This is a genomic window from Pseudomarimonas salicorniae (genome assembly GCF_023156535.1).
In the GTDB taxonomy this organism is placed as follows: Bacteria; Pseudomonadota; Gammaproteobacteria; order Xanthomonadales; family Xanthomonadaceae; genus Pseudomarimonas; species Pseudomarimonas salicorniae.
In genome coordinates this window covers 89,398-105,152 of record NZ_JALNMH010000006.1, presented here as the reverse complement: position 1 = coordinate 105,152, position 15,755 = coordinate 89,398, and the positions used below count along the sequence as shown (strand labels likewise).

At 70.2% G+C, this 15,755-nt stretch carries 15 protein-coding genes; 8 read left to right on the top strand and 7 right to left on the bottom strand.

Going from position 1 to position 15,755, the window contains the following annotated elements:
• Both M0G41_RS08410 and M0G41_RS08405 read right to left on the bottom strand, forming a co-directional pair.
• Entirely contained in the window at positions 1 to 1,338 is a 1,338-nt protein-coding gene (locus M0G41_RS08410) for a GGDEF domain-containing protein (RefSeq protein WP_248207762.1), read from the bottom strand.
• Positions 1,335 to 2,294, bottom strand: coding sequence for a sensor domain-containing diguanylate cyclase (locus M0G41_RS08405; RefSeq protein ID WP_248207758.1), 960 nt, complete (start codon positions 2,292 to 2,294; stop codon positions 1,335 to 1,337). Before M0G41_RS08405 ends, M0G41_RS08410 begins: the two co-directional genes overlap by 4 nt.
• Positions 2,295 to 2,394: 100 nt before the next feature.
• Here M0G41_RS08405 and M0G41_RS08400 point away from each other — a divergent pair, with 100 nt between their 5' ends.
• The 7 genes from M0G41_RS08400 (at position 2,395) to dxs (ending at position 9,970) form a co-directional block, all read left to right on the top strand.
• Positions 2,395 to 2,856 (top strand): hypothetical protein, encoded by a 462-nt coding sequence (locus tag M0G41_RS08400; protein ID WP_248207756.1) that lies wholly within the window; start codon positions 2,395 to 2,397, stop codon positions 2,854 to 2,856.
• Positions 2,857 to 2,946: 90 nt separating this feature from the next.
• Positions 2,947 to 4,734, top strand: coding sequence for an acyl-CoA dehydrogenase C-terminal domain-containing protein (locus tag M0G41_RS08395; protein ID WP_248207754.1), 1,788 nt, complete (start codon positions 2,947 to 2,949; stop codon positions 4,732 to 4,734).
• Positions 4,735 to 4,822: 88 nt separating this feature from the next.
• The gene (locus M0G41_RS08390; protein WP_248207743.1) at positions 4,823 to 5,311 is read left to right on the top strand and encodes a GNAT family N-acetyltransferase; all 489 of its coding nucleotides are present in this window, start codon (positions 4,823 to 4,825) and stop codon (positions 5,309 to 5,311) included.
• Positions 5,312 to 5,432: 121 nt separating this feature from the next.
• Positions 5,433 to 6,041: an HNH endonuclease gene (locus tag M0G41_RS08385; RefSeq protein ID WP_248207741.1), complete on the top strand. Its 609-nt coding sequence runs from the start codon at positions 5,433 to 5,435 to the stop codon at positions 6,039 to 6,041.
• Positions 6,042 to 6,149: 108 nt separating this feature from the next.
• Entirely contained in the window at positions 6,150 to 7,151 is a 1,002-nt protein-coding gene (locus M0G41_RS08380; RefSeq protein ID WP_248207739.1) for a hypothetical protein, read from the top strand.
• A gap of 125 nt (positions 7,152 to 7,276) precedes the next feature.
• Positions 7,277 to 7,840: a hypothetical protein gene (locus M0G41_RS08375; protein ID WP_248207734.1), complete on the top strand. Its 564-nt coding sequence runs from the start codon at positions 7,277 to 7,279 to the stop codon at positions 7,838 to 7,840.
• 231 nt (positions 7,841 to 8,071) lie between these two features.
• Complete coding sequence (gene dxs / locus M0G41_RS08370; protein ID WP_343226470.1) at positions 8,072 to 9,970, top strand: 1-deoxy-D-xylulose-5-phosphate synthase; 1,899 nt, start codon at positions 8,072 to 8,074, stop codon at positions 9,968 to 9,970.
• Between the two features lie 530 nt (positions 9,971 to 10,500).
• Here dxs and prmC read toward each other — a convergent pair.
• Positions 10,501 to 11,382, bottom strand: coding sequence for a peptide chain release factor N(5)-glutamine methyltransferase (gene prmC, locus M0G41_RS08365; protein ID WP_248207730.1), 882 nt, complete (start codon positions 11,380 to 11,382; stop codon positions 10,501 to 10,503).
• Position 11,383: 1 nt separating this feature from the next.
• Between prmC and M0G41_RS08360 the strand changes: the two genes are divergently transcribed.
• On the top strand, positions 11,384 to 12,277 hold the full coding sequence (locus M0G41_RS08360; RefSeq protein WP_248207724.1) for a hypothetical protein: 894 nt from the start codon (positions 11,384 to 11,386) through the stop codon (positions 12,275 to 12,277).
• Here the strand turns inward: M0G41_RS08360 and M0G41_RS18805 are convergent, their stop codons facing one another.
• The 4 genes from M0G41_RS18805 to M0G41_RS08340 are packed head-to-tail and all read right to left on the bottom strand — an operon-like array spanning position 12,278 to position 15,748.
• Complete coding sequence (locus M0G41_RS18805) at positions 12,278 to 12,979, bottom strand: HdaA/DnaA family protein (RefSeq protein WP_248207723.1); 702 nt, start codon at positions 12,977 to 12,979, stop codon at positions 12,278 to 12,280.
• Positions 12,976 to 14,145 (bottom strand): AI-2E family transporter, encoded by a 1,170-nt coding sequence (locus M0G41_RS08350; RefSeq protein ID WP_248207721.1) that lies wholly within the window; start codon positions 14,143 to 14,145, stop codon positions 12,976 to 12,978. Before M0G41_RS08350 ends, M0G41_RS18805 begins: the two co-directional genes overlap by 4 nt.
• Complete coding sequence (locus M0G41_RS08345; RefSeq protein ID WP_248207710.1) at positions 14,142 to 14,705, bottom strand: CDP-alcohol phosphatidyltransferase family protein; 564 nt, start codon at positions 14,703 to 14,705, stop codon at positions 14,142 to 14,144. Before M0G41_RS08345 ends, M0G41_RS08350 begins: the two co-directional genes overlap by 4 nt.
• The gene (locus M0G41_RS08340) at positions 14,702 to 15,748 is read right to left on the bottom strand and encodes a DUF2066 domain-containing protein (protein ID WP_248207706.1); all 1,047 of its coding nucleotides are present in this window, start codon (positions 15,746 to 15,748) and stop codon (positions 14,702 to 14,704) included. Before M0G41_RS08340 ends, M0G41_RS08345 begins: the two co-directional genes overlap by 4 nt.
• Positions 15,749 to 15,755 lie beyond the last annotated feature (7 nt).

Here is a 15,755-nt window from a genome sequence, read left to right as displayed (position 1 = left end):
TCAGGCACGCTCGCAGCGGTTACGGCCGTTCTGCTTTGCCCGGTACAGGGCGCGATCGGCCCGGGCGAACACCGCATCGGGGCCTTCCTCGCCGCGGAACTCGGCAAGCCCCGCCGAAGTGGTCACCTTGATCGCCCGGCCCTCGGCCTTCACGACCATCTGTTCCACCGAGCGACGGACCTTTTCGAGGACCGCCATCGCCGCCTCGGGCGCGGTGTCCACCAGCAGCATGACGAACTCCTCGCCGCCATAGCGGGCGACGAAATCGGTCTCGCGGATCTGCCGGGCGAGCAGCTTGGCCACGCTCCGGATCACCGCGTCGCCGGCCTGATGACCGTGGCCGTCGTTGACCGCCTTGAAGTGGTCGATGTCCCAGGCGACCAGGCACAGCGGCCGGCCGAAGCGCTTCCAGCGCTTGAACTCGAGGGCGACGCGCTGCTCGTAGGCCAGACGGTTGGGGACGCCGGTCAGCGGATCGGTCGTGGCATTGATCTGCTCGCGGGCCAGCGAGGCCTGCAGTTGGCGGGTTTCGCTCTCCAGCTGTTCGACCCGCGAGCGCATGCGCTCGGCACGCTCCCGGAAGCCTTCCGCGCGTTCGGTTTCGCGCAGCCGGAACTGCTTGAGGTAGGCATCCATGGCCTCCAGCCGCTCGGCGAGCTGGCTGCGCAGGGTGCCGAGGTCGTCGGCACTGCGCACGGTCTCATTCAATCCGCGCACCTCGCCGAGCATCTGCTCGTCGAGCTGCTGCCGGCTGGCGCTGGCCGCTTCGCGCTCGGCCTCCTCGCCGCGCAGGTAGGAGACGAACTCGTGCAGGCGGGTGTCGACCTGCAGCAGCACCCGTTGCAGGTCGGCCTGCTCCAGTTTGGCGCGTTCGCGCTGGGCCGCGATCAGGTCGCTGAGCTGGGCGCAGAACTTCACCGCCTGCGGCAGCTCGCGGGCCGATTCCAGCTGCCCGCGCAGTTCGCTGGCCCGCTCGCGCAGGGACACATCAAGCTCAAGCCCACCAAGCAGGGCGGAGAGCGCGCTGCGCAGTTCGGCGTCGAATGATTCGGCGACGGCCGACTGCGCCTGTTTGACCACCGGGGCCTCGGTCCGGGCCACGGCGTCGGAGAGCTCGCTCAGCAGCTCTTCGAGCTGGCTCGTGCCGAGCGCACCACGCATGGCCTGCTGGGTGCGCTCGAGTGCCCGATCGAGGTCGGCACCGAGGCCGCGCGCGGCGAGACAGAGACGGCCGATCAGGCGCTTGAGCAGGGCCTCGATGGCCTGGGTGCGCTCGGCCTGGTCGTCACGCTCACGTTCCAGCTCGATGTAGCGGGTCTTCCAGACGTCGTCGTTCATGCCTGCCTTCCGTGGCGCTTCTTGTGCTCGATCAACAGGGCATCGGCCTCGGCCAGCGCCTCCTCGAGCGAGCCGAGCACGCCGGCCCAGCTCCAGGTGAGCGTGGATTCCACCCGGGCACTGCTGAGCGCGGCGCGAATGCGTTCGACGACCTGGGCGGCGACATTGTGTTCGATGCCGCCCAGCAGCATGGCGAATTCGTCGCCACCGAGGCGACCCACCACGTCCCGGGCGCGGATCTGCGTGCTGAGCACCCGGGCCAGGCGGCGGATGACCGCATCGCCCGCGTCATGCCCTTCGCTATCGTTCAGTCGCTTCAGCCCATCCAGATCGACCAGGACGACGGCGGCCGAGCTGCCGGTGCGTGCGATGCGCGCCTGCTCCTGCTCCATGGCCAGCTCCCAGCCACGCCGGTTGAGCACGCCGGTCATCGGGTCGGTGCGCGACTCGAGCTCGGCGCGCTCGGCGCGGCGCCGGGTGTCCTCGATCAGCTCCTCGTGGGCGAGGTAGGTGGTGATCACCTGGGCCGCGGCAGCCAGCCGCGGCAGGAGGGCCGACTCGTCGAGGTCCAGCGCCTCGGGGTGGAAGCCGCAGACCGTCCCGAACAGCTCGCCGCGGCCGTCATGGATCGGATAGCCGAGGTAGGCGCCGAAGCCAAAATGCTGCTGCAGGGCGCAGCCGGCGTAGACAGGCTCGGCGGAGACGTCACCCGACACGCAAGGCCCCTCTCCGGACACCATGTGCACGCAGGGGGTCGAGCGCCAGGCGAAGGTGGCGCCGCGGGCGAAGCCATAGCGCCGGTCGCGGATGGCCAGCGGGATCCACTGCTCGCCCTCGACCTTGGTCACCATCCAGAGCCCCATCGGGGCGGCGGGCGAGATGAGTTCGGCAACGGCTTCCACCGTCTGCTCGAGGGTGGAGAACGGCGCGACGGTGGGCGGGGCGCTGACGGGCATGGTCACCTTGGTCGACGTGTGCCGGCGAGGTCGCGGGGACGCCGCGCGGGCCCGCCGCCTTGCTATGCTCTGGCGAGTATACGTCGGGCACGGAGTTCGCATGCGGCGAGGTTGGCTTCTCTTGGTGGTGCTGTCCCTGATGCTGGCCGGCTGCGGCAGCGGACCGCCGGTGCGCCTGTTCCCGCCCGAGCTGAGCCTGGCCGAGCTGCGCTATGACGACCAGGGTGCCGTCGCCGTGCTGCGCCTGCGCAGCTTCAGCACGGTTCCGGTGCGCGTGAAACGGGTGTCCGGCCACCTCGAACTGGGCCCGGCGGGGCTCCGCGTGCCGGTGGCGCTGCAGCCCGATCTGCTGGTCGCCGCCACCTCGGTGGAACTTCTGGAGGTGGCCTTCAACCCGGACGCCGAACAGCGCGCCCTGCTTGAGTCGACCACCGCCAATCGCCGGGCGCTGGACTACCGGATCGAGGCCGAGGTCGCCAGCAGCGAACCGCAGACCCGTTTCGAGATCGAATACTCGTCTTCATTGGCGCCTGCGCCGGGCCTGCCCGGCGTCCTGCGCTGAGCGCCGCGCCCCCCGCCGGCCGGCTCACGCCGGCGCGATGCCGGCTGCCCTATCTTTTCCCGATCTGACACCTACCCGGAGAGCCCTCGGATGAACAGCTACAAGGCACCCGTCAAGGACATGCGTTTCGCCCTGCTGGACGTGCTCGACGTCGAGCCGATCTACCAGCGCATCGGCGCCGAACAGGCGACCCGCGACATCATCGAGGCGGTTCTCGAGGAGGGCGCGCGCTTCAACGAGAGCGTGCTGGCCCCGCTCAACCAGAGCGGCGACCAGGAGGGCTGCCACTTCGACAAGGCGACCGGCAAGGTCACCACGCCCAAGGGCTTCAAGGAGGCCTACGCCCAGTTCGTCGAGGGCGGCTGGCCGGGCCTGACCGCGCCGGAGCAGTTCGGTGGCCAGCACCTGCCCGAGTCGCTGGGCGCGGCGATCAAGGAAATGATCGACGCCGCGAACCTCGCCTGGGGCAACTACCCGCTGCTCTCCCATGGCGCTACCGAGGCGCTCAAGCACCACGGCGAGGACTGGCAGCAGGAGGTCTTCCTCAAGCCGATCGTCGAGGGCCGCTGGACCGGCACCATGTGCCTGACCGAGCCGCACTGCGGCTCCGACCTCGGCCTGCTGAAGACCCGCGCCGAACCGCAGGCCGACGGCACCTATGCCATCCACGGCACCAAGATCTTCATCACCGCCGGCGAGCATGACCTGACCGAGAACATCGTCCACCTGGTCCTGGCCCGCCTGCCCGACGCCCCCCCGGGCACCAAGGGCATCTCGCTGTTCATCGTGCCGAAGATCCGCACCGCCAAGGACGGCACGCTGGGCGAGCCCAACGCGCTGCGCTGCGGCAGCATCGAGCACAAGATGGGCATCCACGCATCGGCCACCTGCGTGATGAACTTCGACGGTGCCGAGGGCTATCTGATCGGCCAGCCGAACAAGGGGCTCAATGCGATGTTCACCATGATGAACACCGCGCGCCTGGCGGTCGGCATCCAGGGTCTTGGCCTGATCGACCGCGCTTACCAGAACGCGCTGGCCTATTCGCGGGACCGCCTGCAGATGCGTTCGCTCTCCGGCTCCAAGCGTCCCGACAAGCCGGCCGACCCGCTGATCGTCCACCCGGACATCCGCCGCATGCTGCTGACCTGCAAGGCGCTGGGCGACGGCAGCCGGCTGCTGGCCCTGCATGCCGCGCTGCAGGTCGACCTGCTCGAGCGCTCTCCGGACGAGGCCGAGCGGAAGAAGGCCGACGAGCTGCTCGGCTTCCTCACTCCGATCGTCAAGGCCTGCCTCACCGAGTGGAGCGTGGAGTGCACCTACCACGCGCTGCAGTGCTTCGGCGGCCATGGCTATGTGCAGGAATGGGGCATGGAGCAGCTCGCCCGCGACGCCCGCATCACCACCATCTACGAGGGCACCACCGGGATCCAGGCGCTGGACCTGCTGGGTCGCAAGGTGATCCAGCTGCAGGGCGCCGGGCTCAAGCACTTCCTCGGACTGATCGTCGAGTTCTGCAGCGCGCAGACCAAGAACGCCGAGCTGGTCGAGTTCGTGGCGCCGCTGGCCCAGGCGGCGCAGGACTGGCAGCAGCTGACCATGGATATCGGCAAGCGCCTGATGGAGAACCCCGAGGAGCTCGGCGCCGCCTCGGTGGACTACCTGTTCTACTCGGGGTACGTCACCCTCGCCTACTGGTGGACCCGCGCCGTCGAAGCGGCCGACCGCAGCGGCGACAAGGCCCTGGCCGAGCAGAAGCGGGCCGTGGCGAGGTTCTATTTCCAGCGCATCCTGCCGCGCACCCTGAGCCACGCCTCGGCGATCCGGTCGGGCGCGGCCAGCCTTATGGCCCTGCCGGAAGAGGCCTTCGCCGCCTGATTCGCCCCCCTGCCAGCACGCCCGGCCCTTCCCTCGCCGGGCGCGCTGCGCATAATGGGGGCCCTGTCCGCTCGCAAGCCCTCGCGCAATGCATATCCAAGCAGGTGATCTGGAACTTCTGGTCCGCGCAGCCGGCCCGGATGACGATGAGTTCATCCTCGACCTGGCCTCACGCTTCGTGGATTTCGAGCTTCCCAAGTGGCGACGACGGAACGTCGTGCTGGAAGGCATCCGCCGCGATCTGGTCAGGCACCTCGAAGACCAGCCGCCGGGCTCCTTCCTGTTCGTGGTCGAGGACGACAGCAGCGGGGAGCGGATCGGCTTCCTCCACCTGCAGCTGGTGACCGACTTCTTCACCGGGCACCAGAACTGCCATATCTCGGATCTGGCCGTGGTCCCGGCCATGGAGCGCAAGGGCATCGGCCAGGCCCTGCTCGGGCATGCCGAGCAGTTCGCCCGCGACCATCGCTGCGAGCGCCTGCAGCTCGCCGTGTTCCCCGGCAATGAACGTGCACGGCGCATCTACGAGGCGGCCGGCTACGGCGTCGAGATGCTGCGGATGGTCAAACCGCTCTAGCGCCCGGCCCGGGCGCGCGGCTGCACGCATCTCGTCATCGGGATTGGTTATGCTCTGCCCCAAGGCACGCAGGGCAGCATTCCCGCGCCCCGCGTCGCAAGGTCGGTCAGCGGAGGGCAGCATGCGTCTACACGCGGTGCACGGCTCGCAGGGCGAGCCCTTCACCACCCGGGTCCTGTCCCTGGACGCGAACGGGAGGATCCTCGACTGGATGTCCTGGCAGGACGCCACCTGCCTCTACGTCCGCGGAGCCGTGGCCTGGACCATCGGCGAACCCTGCATGCGCATTCGCGGGGGACGGCAGCGGACCACCGGCGAGCAGAGCATCGTCGACCTGCACCCGATCGTCGCCGCCCGAGGCCGCGCCCGCCCGGCCGCACTCGACCCCTGCCCGGCCCTGACCAATGCCGCGCTGTTCGCCCGCGACGCCCATCTCTGCCTCTACTGCGGCAATGAATTCAGCCGCTACCAGCTGACCCGCGATCATGTCGTGCCGATCTCGCGCGGCGGGCGGGATCACTGGCAGAACGTTGTCAGCGCCTGCATCGGCTGCAATGTGCGCAAGGGCAGCCGCACGCCGGCCGAGGCAGGCATGCCCCTGCTTGCGGTGCCCTACCGCCCGAGCTGGGTGGAGCACCTGATCCTCTCCAACCGGAACATCCTCGCCGACCAGATGGAATTCCTGCGCAGCCACCTGCCGAAACGGCGGCGCGACATCCGCATCCAGTGAACGGCGGCGCGCGGCCGCGGCCGCGAGCGTTGACGGCCCCTGCCCCCTTCCTCACACTCCCCTGACTTGTCCGGGCCCGCGGCCCGCAGCCTGCAAACGAGGGGGAACATGGCACAGGCACGACGCCTCGCGCTGCTCGGGTTCGAACGTGGCGAAGAAGCCACGCTGGCAACCCTGATCGGCTCACTCGGCACGCGGGTGCCCGAGGAATGGACGGTGGTTCCCGAAGCGGACGCCGAAGCCCTGCTGATCGACGTCGACTCGATGTACGGCCAGATGAGCTGGCTGCGTGCGCAGGGCGGGCCGCGTCCGATCATCGCCCTGACCGCCTCCAGCCGCACCGAGGCCGATGCCCGGGTCAGCCGGCCGCTGGACGGCGACGGACTGGCCGCTGCCCTGGCCGAGATCACGCCCAAGCTCGGTCCTGCGCGCAGCGGCGCCGCGGCGCCGACGCCGGCGCCGGCCTCGCCGACCAAGAAGCCTGCGCCCTCGGCGGCGCCCGCTCCGGAGCCGGCCCCTGCCGCGCCTGCCGAACCCGCCGCACCGCCCCCGCCGCAGCGCCTGGTCGACTTCCTGCGTCCCGGCCGGCTGCCGGGACCGGTGCTGCTCAAGGACGCCGAACCGAAGCTGGCAGTCGACCCGGACCAGCGTTGCTATCTCGGCGGCAGCGCGTTGAAACCCTACCTGCCCCTGGCCGGCCAGGAGATCGAAGCCGGACGCTGGGAGCCGCTTTCCGCCGAGGCCTTCGCCAAGCTCAAGGGCGAACTTGGCGAGCAGCCGCTGGCGCGCCTGCAGTGGGTGGCCGGATTGGGTGCCAGCCACGGCGAACTGCTGCCGGAGCTGTCCGCCGCGCGGCGCTTCAAGCTGGCCAAGTACCCGACGACCGAGCGCGAGTTCCCGAAACACATCCGCATCGCAACGGCGATGCTCAAGCAGCCGGCGACGCCCGAAGAGATTGCCCAGGCCAGCGGCCAGCCGGTCGAGGATGTGATCGATTTCATCAACGCCTGCGCTGCCATCGACCTGATCGAGGCCGAATTGCCCGGCGGCGGCGGCGGCGAGGCCGAGGCCGCCAAGGGCGGGCTGCTGGGGCGCCTGCGCCTGCGCTGAGCGCGGGCGCTAGTCGGCAGCCTCGTCCGCCGCCCGCGGTTCGCGGACGGTGACGATGCCCGGCGGCAGACCGATGTACTGCTCGTCCTGCCAGGCGAAGTATTCGTCGACCTTCCAGAGCTGTCTTGGTAGTAGTTCGGCAGCCGCTTGCCGATATAGAACTGCTGCGAGCGCCCCTTGCCGATGCCGCTCTCACCGCTGGGGTTCTGGCCGGGAGGAAGGTAGACCTCAACCCCGCTGCGCAGGCCGAGGCGGCTGCCGGTCTGCTGGGCGCGCCTGCGTTCGAGGTGCCGCGCAAGCCGCGGCTTGGCGACATCGTCACCGAAGCGCTCGTAGATCCCGCGCCCGACCTCGAGGGCGCGCTGCCTGTCCGCCGCGTCCAGCGCCGCCCAGTATCTTTCGCGATGGGCCAGGAACACGGTGTAGCCGCGCTCGGCGGCGAGGTCCATCCATGCGTAGGCGAGCGCCCGGTCCCGCCTGACCCCCTCTCCATTCCAGTAGCGATCCGCGATGAGTGCCTGGGCCGGCTTGTCCGCGTAGTAGGCGGCCCGCTCCAGCCAGGCCTGCACGGGGCCGTCATTGCCCTCTTCCAGCGCCAGCAGCGCCTCGCGGCGCCAGCGCAGGCCCGGCTGGGCGCCCAGGACGCCCTCCTGCTCGAGCAGCTCCTGCTCCAGCGGGGTCACCCGTGAGGCGACCGGCTGCGCCGCCAGGGCAAACGGGAGCAGACCCAGCGCAGCGATTACAATCCCCTTCATCGTCGTTCTCCTGCCCGGCACCCTCGGGTGCGTTGATTCCCATGACGGGCCGGGACCCGAAAAGGTGGCAGACCGCGGGCAGCGGGCGGCGGATTCCCGGGCCGCGCCTTGCCCGCCCGCCCAAAAGCCCGGAAAATTGCCGGCCAGCCTTGAGTTACCGCCTTCATGATCGACGCCCAGCGTTATCCCCTGCTGGCGCGCATCGACAGCCCTGCTGACCTGCGCCGCCTCCCCGAAGACCAGCTTCGCGCCGTTGCCGACGAGCTGCGCGCCTACCTCATCGAATCGGTGGGCCGGAGCGGCGGCCATTTCGGCGCCGGGCTCGGGGTGATCGAGCTGACCGTCGCCCTGCACTGGCTGTTCGAGACGCCGGATGACCGGCTGGTCTGGGACGTCGGCCACCAGTGCTATCCGCACAAGATCCTCACCGGTCGCCGCGACACGATCCATACCGTCAAGCAGAAGGACGGCGTGGCCCCGTTCCCGAAGCGCGAGGAAAGCGAGTTCGACACCTTCGGTGTCGGTCACAGCTCGACCTCGATCTCGGCGGCGCTCGGCATGGCGCTCGGCCTTGCCCGTCAGGATCTCGACCGCCACGTGGTGGCGGTGATCGGCGACGGCGCCATGACCGCGGGCATGGCCTACGAGGCGCTGAACCACGCCGGCGGCCTTGATCCCGAGCCGAACCTGATCGTGGTGCTCAATGACAACCGCATGTCGATCTCCGAGAACGTCGGCGGCCTGACCAAGATGTTCGGCCGCATGACGGCCTCCAAGGCCCTGAACGCGGTGCGCGAGGGCGGCAAGAAGCTGCTTGGCGACAAGAACAACCCGGCCGCGCGCTTCGTCCGCCGCTGGGAGGAGCACTGGAAGGGCATGTTCGTGCCCTCGACCCTGTTCGAGGAGATGGGCTTCCACTACACCGGGCCGATCGATGGCCACGACGTCGGCGCTCTGGTCCATGCCCTGCGCACGCTGCGCGGTCTCAAGGGCCCGCAGCTGCTGCACGTGATCACCACCAAGGGCAAGGGCTACGAACTGGCCGAAGGCGACCAGATCGAATACCACGCAGTCGGCCCCTTCGATCCCGAGGTCGGCGTGGTGAAGAAGGCCGCGCCGGCCCGGCCGACCTACACGAAGGTCTTCGGCGACTGGCTTTGTGACATGGCGGCCAGCGACACAAGGCTGCTCGGCATCACCCCGGCCATGCGCGAAGGCTCGGGCCTGGTGCGCTTCTCGCGCGAGTATCCGGATCGCTACTTCGACACCGCGATCGCAGAGCAGCATGCCGTCACCCTGGCCGCCGGCATGGCCTGCGAGGGCATGAAGCCGGTGGTGGCGATCTATTCGACCTTCCTGCAGCGCGCGTATGACCAGCTGATCCACGACGTCGCCCTGCAGAATCTCGATGTGCTGTTCGCCATCGATCGCGGCGGCGTGGTCGGGCCGGACGGCGCCACCCATGCGGGCAGTTTCGACCTCAGCTTCCTGCGCTGCGTGCCGAACATGATGATCATGGCGCCGGCGGACGAGGCCGAGTGCCGCGCCATGCTGAGCACCGGGTTCCAGCACACGGGCCCGGCCGCGGTGCGCTACCCGCGCGGCAGCGGCCCTGGCGCGGCGGTGCCGGCCACGCTGGAAACCCTGCCCATTGGCAAGGCCGAGCTGCGCCGCCGCGGCCAGCGCATCGCCCTGCTCGCCTTCGGCGCCGTGGTGCCGGCCGCCGAGCAGGCCGGCGAGGCGCTCGACGCCACGGTGGTCAACATGCGCTTCGTCAAACCGCTGGACGAGGCCTTGCTGGCCGAAATCTGCGACCAGCACGAGGCCCTGGTCACGCTGGAGGACAACGTGGTCATGGGCGGCGCCGGCAGCGCGGTGCTGGAGTGGCTTGCCGCCAACGGGCGCAGCCTGCCGGTGCTGCAGCTCGGCCTGCCCGATGCCTACCAGGAGCACGCCTCGCGCGAGGACCTGCTGGCCGAGGCCGGCCTCGACGCCGCCGGCATCAGGGCCGCGGTGCAGAAGCGCTGGCCGACCAGCCCCTCGCTGGCGGTCAAGCGCGCCTAGAAACCCGCGCGGCAGAAGCCGTCCGACTCCGCAGCGGCGCGCGGTCACTGCTAAAGGCTATCGGGCCCGAGGCCCGGGCGGTCCGACCCCGGGCGGCTTGGCCATGGTCTGCAAAGGTTGACCCGAAGTGCGCGTTCGGCGCTGCGCGCTTTGGGCGCGAAGTTCGCATTCGCCCCGGCCCCGCTGTAGGAGCCAGCTTGCTGGCGATAGGCGCCCCGGACGGAACGATCGCCAGCAAGCTGGCTCCTACACGCAACGTCGCTGCCAGGTCCGGTTTGCGCTGCAAAGCAGGCCTTGCCGCAGTCGAGTTGTGGGAGCGCCCTTGGGCGCGGCCGCGGCGCTACGGATTCACCACAGACCGCGGCCAGAGCGGATCTCCGCGGTCGCGCCCAAGGGCGCCCCTGCAGTCAGGCTTCGGCGGGCGTCGGCGAAGCCCATAGGGTGCGGCTGGCCGCACCGATACGGGCGTTCGGACGGTATGCACGGTGCGGCCAGCCGCGCCCTATGAACTCGGGAGCCCTCCTTTTGCATCATGGCTGCTGCCTCGCACGGTTCGGCCTCGCGGACTTCCAACCCGTCCTTCCCCCGCTCACCCGCTCCCGACCGGCGAGGTCGGGCAAGGTGAGCACGTCGCTGAATCCGGCGGCATGCAGGACTTCGCGCACCGCCTGACCCTGCTCCCAGCCATGCTCGAGCAGCAGCCAGCCGCCGGGAACGAGGGCCCCGCGCGCCTCGACCGCCAGACGGCGGATCGCATCCAGGCCGTCGGCTCCCGAGACCAGGGCACCGCGGGGTTCGCGGTCGAGTCCGTCGCGGCCGAGGTGCGGATCGTCCTCGGCAAGGTAGGGCGGGTTGCTGGCGATCAGGTCGAACTGCATGTTCACGGGGGCCAGCCAGTCGCCGGCGATGAACTCGATGCGCTCAAGGCCGTGTCGCGCGGCGTTGCGACGCGCCACAGCCAGCGCCTCGAGGCTACAGTCCACCGCCAGCACACGGTCCTGCGGCCGCTCGGCGGCCAGCGCCAGGGCCACCGCCCCGCTACCGGTGCCTAGATCGGCCACCGTGGCGGCGCGATCCAGCGGCAGGCGCTGCAACGCGCCCTGCACCAGCACTTCGGTATCGGGCCGCGGGATCAGCACCGCCGGACCCACCTCCAGCTCGAACGACCAGAAACCCTGCCTTCCCAGCACGTAGGCCAGTGGCTCGCCGCCACGCAGCCGGTCGACCGCCTCGCGCAGCCGCGCGGCGTCTGCACCCGTCAGGGGCGACTCCGGACGGCTGAACAGGACGTTCCGCCCAAGCCCCAGCACGCCGAGCAGCAGGGGCTCGGCCTCGTCACGCAGGGGCCCGTCCAGCTCGGTGCGCAGCCAGCGCAGCGCCTCGCCGAGCGAAAGCGGGAATGATTCGGGCATCATGCGCCGCATGGTACCCGTCAACGCCACCCTTCCCGCCGAACCCGGCGACATCGGCCGCCAGCTCGAGGCGGCTTTCCGGACCTTCTGGGTCCACTGGAAGCCCGGCTTCCTGCTCGCCTTCATCGGCCAGCTGATCGGACTGCTGCCGGCGGTGCTCATGCCGCGCGGCGGCGATCCGATGCAGACCATGGACGGGCTGATCGAGTGGTACTCGCGTCCCGGCACCTGGCTGCTGTTTGCCCTGGTCGTGGTCTGCCAGGTCTTCCTGTTCACCGCCCTGAGCTACCGGCTCGGCTGTTGCGGCCGCGGCCAGGACCCGGGCCTCGTGGCCAGCGTGAACCGGGCGCTGGCGCGCTTTGCTTCGGCCCTGGGCGCCTTCCTGCTCTACGTTGGCGGTCTGCTGCTGAGCATGCTTCCGATGCTGATGATTGTCGGCTGGGCGGCCAGCGACGGCCTTGCCCCGCTGACCCGCAGCCTGATCGGCCTGCTTGCCCTTGCCGCACTCGGTCTGCCGACCTGGTGGAGCCTGGCCGCCAGCCTCAACCTGTTTGCCGTCGCCCTCGAGCGGCGCAGTGCGATGGCCGCCATCTCGCGCAGCCTCGCCCTGATCCGCGGGCACTGGTGGATCTCCAGCGCCGTGCTGGGCATCGTCCTGCTGGTCCATCTCACGGTCAGCCTGGTGATCGGTCTGGTCATCGGCATGGTCGCCCTTGGCAGCACGATGGACACCAGCCCCGGCGACCCATCCCAGGCCAGCAGCCTGCTGATCGGCGTGCAACTGCTGATGAGCCCGCTGGCCGCCCTGCTCCAGGTGCTGCTGGTCTGCGGCCTGCTCGCGCTGTTCAACCAGCGGGTGCTTGCGGTCGACCAGGGCGCCGGCGAAACCGCCTGATCAGTCGGACTCGCCGGCCGCCAGGAAGTCGCGCAGGAAGGGTACGGTCAGCCGGCGCTGGGCGGCGAGGCTGTCGACATCGAGGCGATCGAGCAGGCGCTGCAGCCCCGGCAGGTCGCGGCCGACCCGGCGGAACAGGTATTCGAGGGAGGCCTCGTCGAGCTGCATGCCGAGTGCGGCGGCGCGGCGCGTGAACCATTCCCGCCGCTGGGCCTCGTCGAGCGGCTGGAGCAGGGCCTGCACCGACTGGCCAAGACGCGAACGCAGGTCGGGCAGCAGGCTCGTCCAGTCACCCGGATTGCCGCGGCTGGCATAGAGCATGCGACCGCCCTGGTCGCCGACCCGGTTGTGCAGGGCGAACAGCGCGCGCTGCAGGGCCGGATCGATCAGCGCCTCATCGAGGTCGTCCACCGCGACCCAGGGCAGCGCCGGCTGCGCCTCGACCATGGCGTCGGCGCGGGTGCCGAGCGCTGCCAGAGGCAGATAGCCGGCCTGCTCGCCCCGGGCGGCAATCCGCTCCAGCGCGCCCAGCAGCAGATGGCTCTTGCCGCAGCCTGCCGGGCCGCGCAGCAGCAGATTGCCGCGACCACCGGCCAGCCAGTCGCGCAGCAGGGACAGGGCCGGGGCGTCGGCCGGCAGGAAATCCTCCAGCCCGGCCCGCGGCGGGCGGGCCAGGCGGAGCGGCAGCTGCGGCGTGCTCACGCGTCGTTCGGAGCGCCCCGCCGCGGCGGTTTGCGCGACCGGGCGGGCTTCTGTGCCGGGGCGCTGGCGGCGGCATCCAGCTCGGCTGGAGGCGGCACCTCGGCCGGCGGCGGCGGTCGACCACCGTAAAGCGCACTGGCCGTGTAGCGCTCGTGCAGGTAGCGAAGAACGACCATCGCCACCGCGGCCACCGGCAGGGCCAGCAGGACGCCGAAGAAGCCGAACAGCTGGCCACCGGCCATGATCGCGAAGATCACCGCAACCGGATGCAGGCCGATCTTGTCGCCGACCAGCCAGGGCGTCAGCAGGAAGCTCTCAACGGTCTGGCCGACGCCGAACACCGCCAGCACCAGCAGCACGTGCCACAGGTCGCCGTACTGGACGAGCGCGGCGATCACCCCGGCGCCGACCCCGACGATGGCGCCGAGATAGGGGATGAAGCTGATCAGCCCGGCGACCATGCCGATCAGCAGACCGAGGTCGATGCCGACCATCATCAGGCCGACCGAGTAGATCGTGCCGAGCGCCACCATCACGCTGAGCTGACCGCGCAGGAACGCACCCAGCACCTCATCGGCCTGCCGGGCGAGCCGGCTGATGGTCGGTTCCACCGCCCGCGGCAGCAGCTCGCGGATACGCTCGATCAGGATGTCCCAGTCGCGCAGCAGGTAGAAGATCAGCACCGGCAGCAGGACCAGGTTGGCGACGAAGGCCAGCAGGGCCATGCCCGATTTCGACAGCCCGCCGAGCACGTTCTGGGCGAAGCCGCCGGCCTGCTGCCAGTGCTTTCGCAGGATCTCGACGAGGCTGCTCGGATCAAGCCGCTCGAGGCTGGCGCCGGTGTACTGCTCGATGCGCGGCAGGATCGCCTCCTGCAGGTAGGCGACCCACTTCGGGAATTGCTCGAACAGCTTCACCACCTGCCGTTCCAGCATAGGGACCAGGATCAGCAGGGCGAGAACCCAGAGCAGGATGAACAGCAGGAAGACCAGGGACACCGACAGCGAGCGAGAGAAGCGCTCCTCCAGCCGGTCGACCAGCGGATCGCACAAGTAGGCGAACAGGGCGGCGATGGCGAACGGCGTCAGCACCGGCGCCAGCAGGTAGAGCAGGCCGCCGACGATGACGGTCAGGGCCAGCAGCTGCCACTTCTGGGTATCACTCACGGCTCACTCCTCGATGGCCTGGCTTCCCGCGCGCGCCGCGTCCAGCGGACCACGTAATCGATTCCGCTGGCGGCGATCAGCGCGATCACCACTCCGACGCCCCAGGGCCACCAGGGTGACGAGGAGCGATCAAGACCGAGGTCGATCATGGCAAACCAGAGGAAGCCGGTCTGTGCCACGGTGGTGGCCTTGCCGAGCAGGGTGGGGGCGGCATCCAGCGCCGCGACGCGCCAATGATAGGCCACTGCCCCGGCCACGATCACCGCATCTCTGGCCAGGACCAGGGCCGGCAGCCAGCCGGGCACCTCACCCAGCCACCACAGCGAGCCGAAGCAGGCGTTGACAAGCAGCTTGTCGGCCAATGGGTCGAGCAGCCCGCCGAGCCGGGTCTGCCAGCCGAAGCGGCGCGCCAGCAGGCCATCGAGGCCGTCGCTCAGCGCCGCCACCGCGAACAGCACGGCGGCCAGGGCGAAATCGCGCTGCAGCAGCTGCAGCACGATCAGCGGAACCAGCAGGATGCGCAGCGCGGTGAGCCCGTTCGGGATCTGCCGCCAGATCATGGAAGCAGTCGGAACTGCCCGTTGTCGGCGTCGTCGTCCTGGGCAACCAGGGTCTGGCCGTTGGCGACCAGCTGGTTCAGCCCGCCCAGACCGGTTCGCAGGTCCAGTTCCAGCTCCAGGACGTCGCCCTGCGCCCCCAGCACCCGCACCTCGCGAACGACCGAGAGGCGCTGGAAATAGGCCAGGGTGCGCGCATAGTCGGCGCCGCTGGTGAGCCCGCTGACGCTGACCGGGTACTTTCCGGCCGGCCCGCTGTCGGCCACCGACACGGCATAGCGCGCCGCCAGCAGGTCGGCAGCCAGGTCGGCGCCCTCGGCCAGCACCGTCGGCGCCTCGGGCGCGCTGCGCGTGGTCTCGCCCAGGCGCTGCTCGCCGTCATAGACCACCCACTCGGCTGTCCAGCCGGAGCCGGAGCGATAAAGCTTGCCGACAAGGGAAACCCGCGACTGGTAGCGCGCGCTGGCGCGGCGGGCGGCGGCGCTGTCGCCGGCCCAGAAGGGCGCCACCCCCACCTGCTGCTGCTCCTCAAGGTCGAGCAACGGATAGGTCAGGCGCAGCCCGCGCTGCGCGGCGCGACGGGTCAGGGCCCCGACCACGCGGGCCTGGGCGCTGCCCAGCAGGCGCGGACCGCGGCCGTCGTCGATGGCCAGCCAGACCACCGGCACCGATCGCGGGCTGGGCCAGACGCGCTGCCCGGTCTCGGCCAGCAGGGCGTCGACGCCGGCCTGGTCGAAGCGGGCGACCAGGGTGGTGCCAGAAGCGCCAGGCTGGGACGGATCGGCGTCCTGCCGGTATCGGAACTGGCGAAGGAGGGTGGGCGCACGCGATAGCTGGGCGGCCACCGCCGGGTCGCTGCCGACATCGGCGCGACCGGTCAGGCGGACCAGGGACGCAGCCAGGGCCTGCGGCAGCGCGGCATCGCGGGCCGCGTCGGACTGGCCCGGAACGCTGACTTCGCCCTCGTACAGCTCGATCTCCTGGGCCTGTGCCGATGCCGCACCCAGTGCAAGCAGGCAGCCAAGCAGTCTCCACAGGATGCGCATCGAGTCT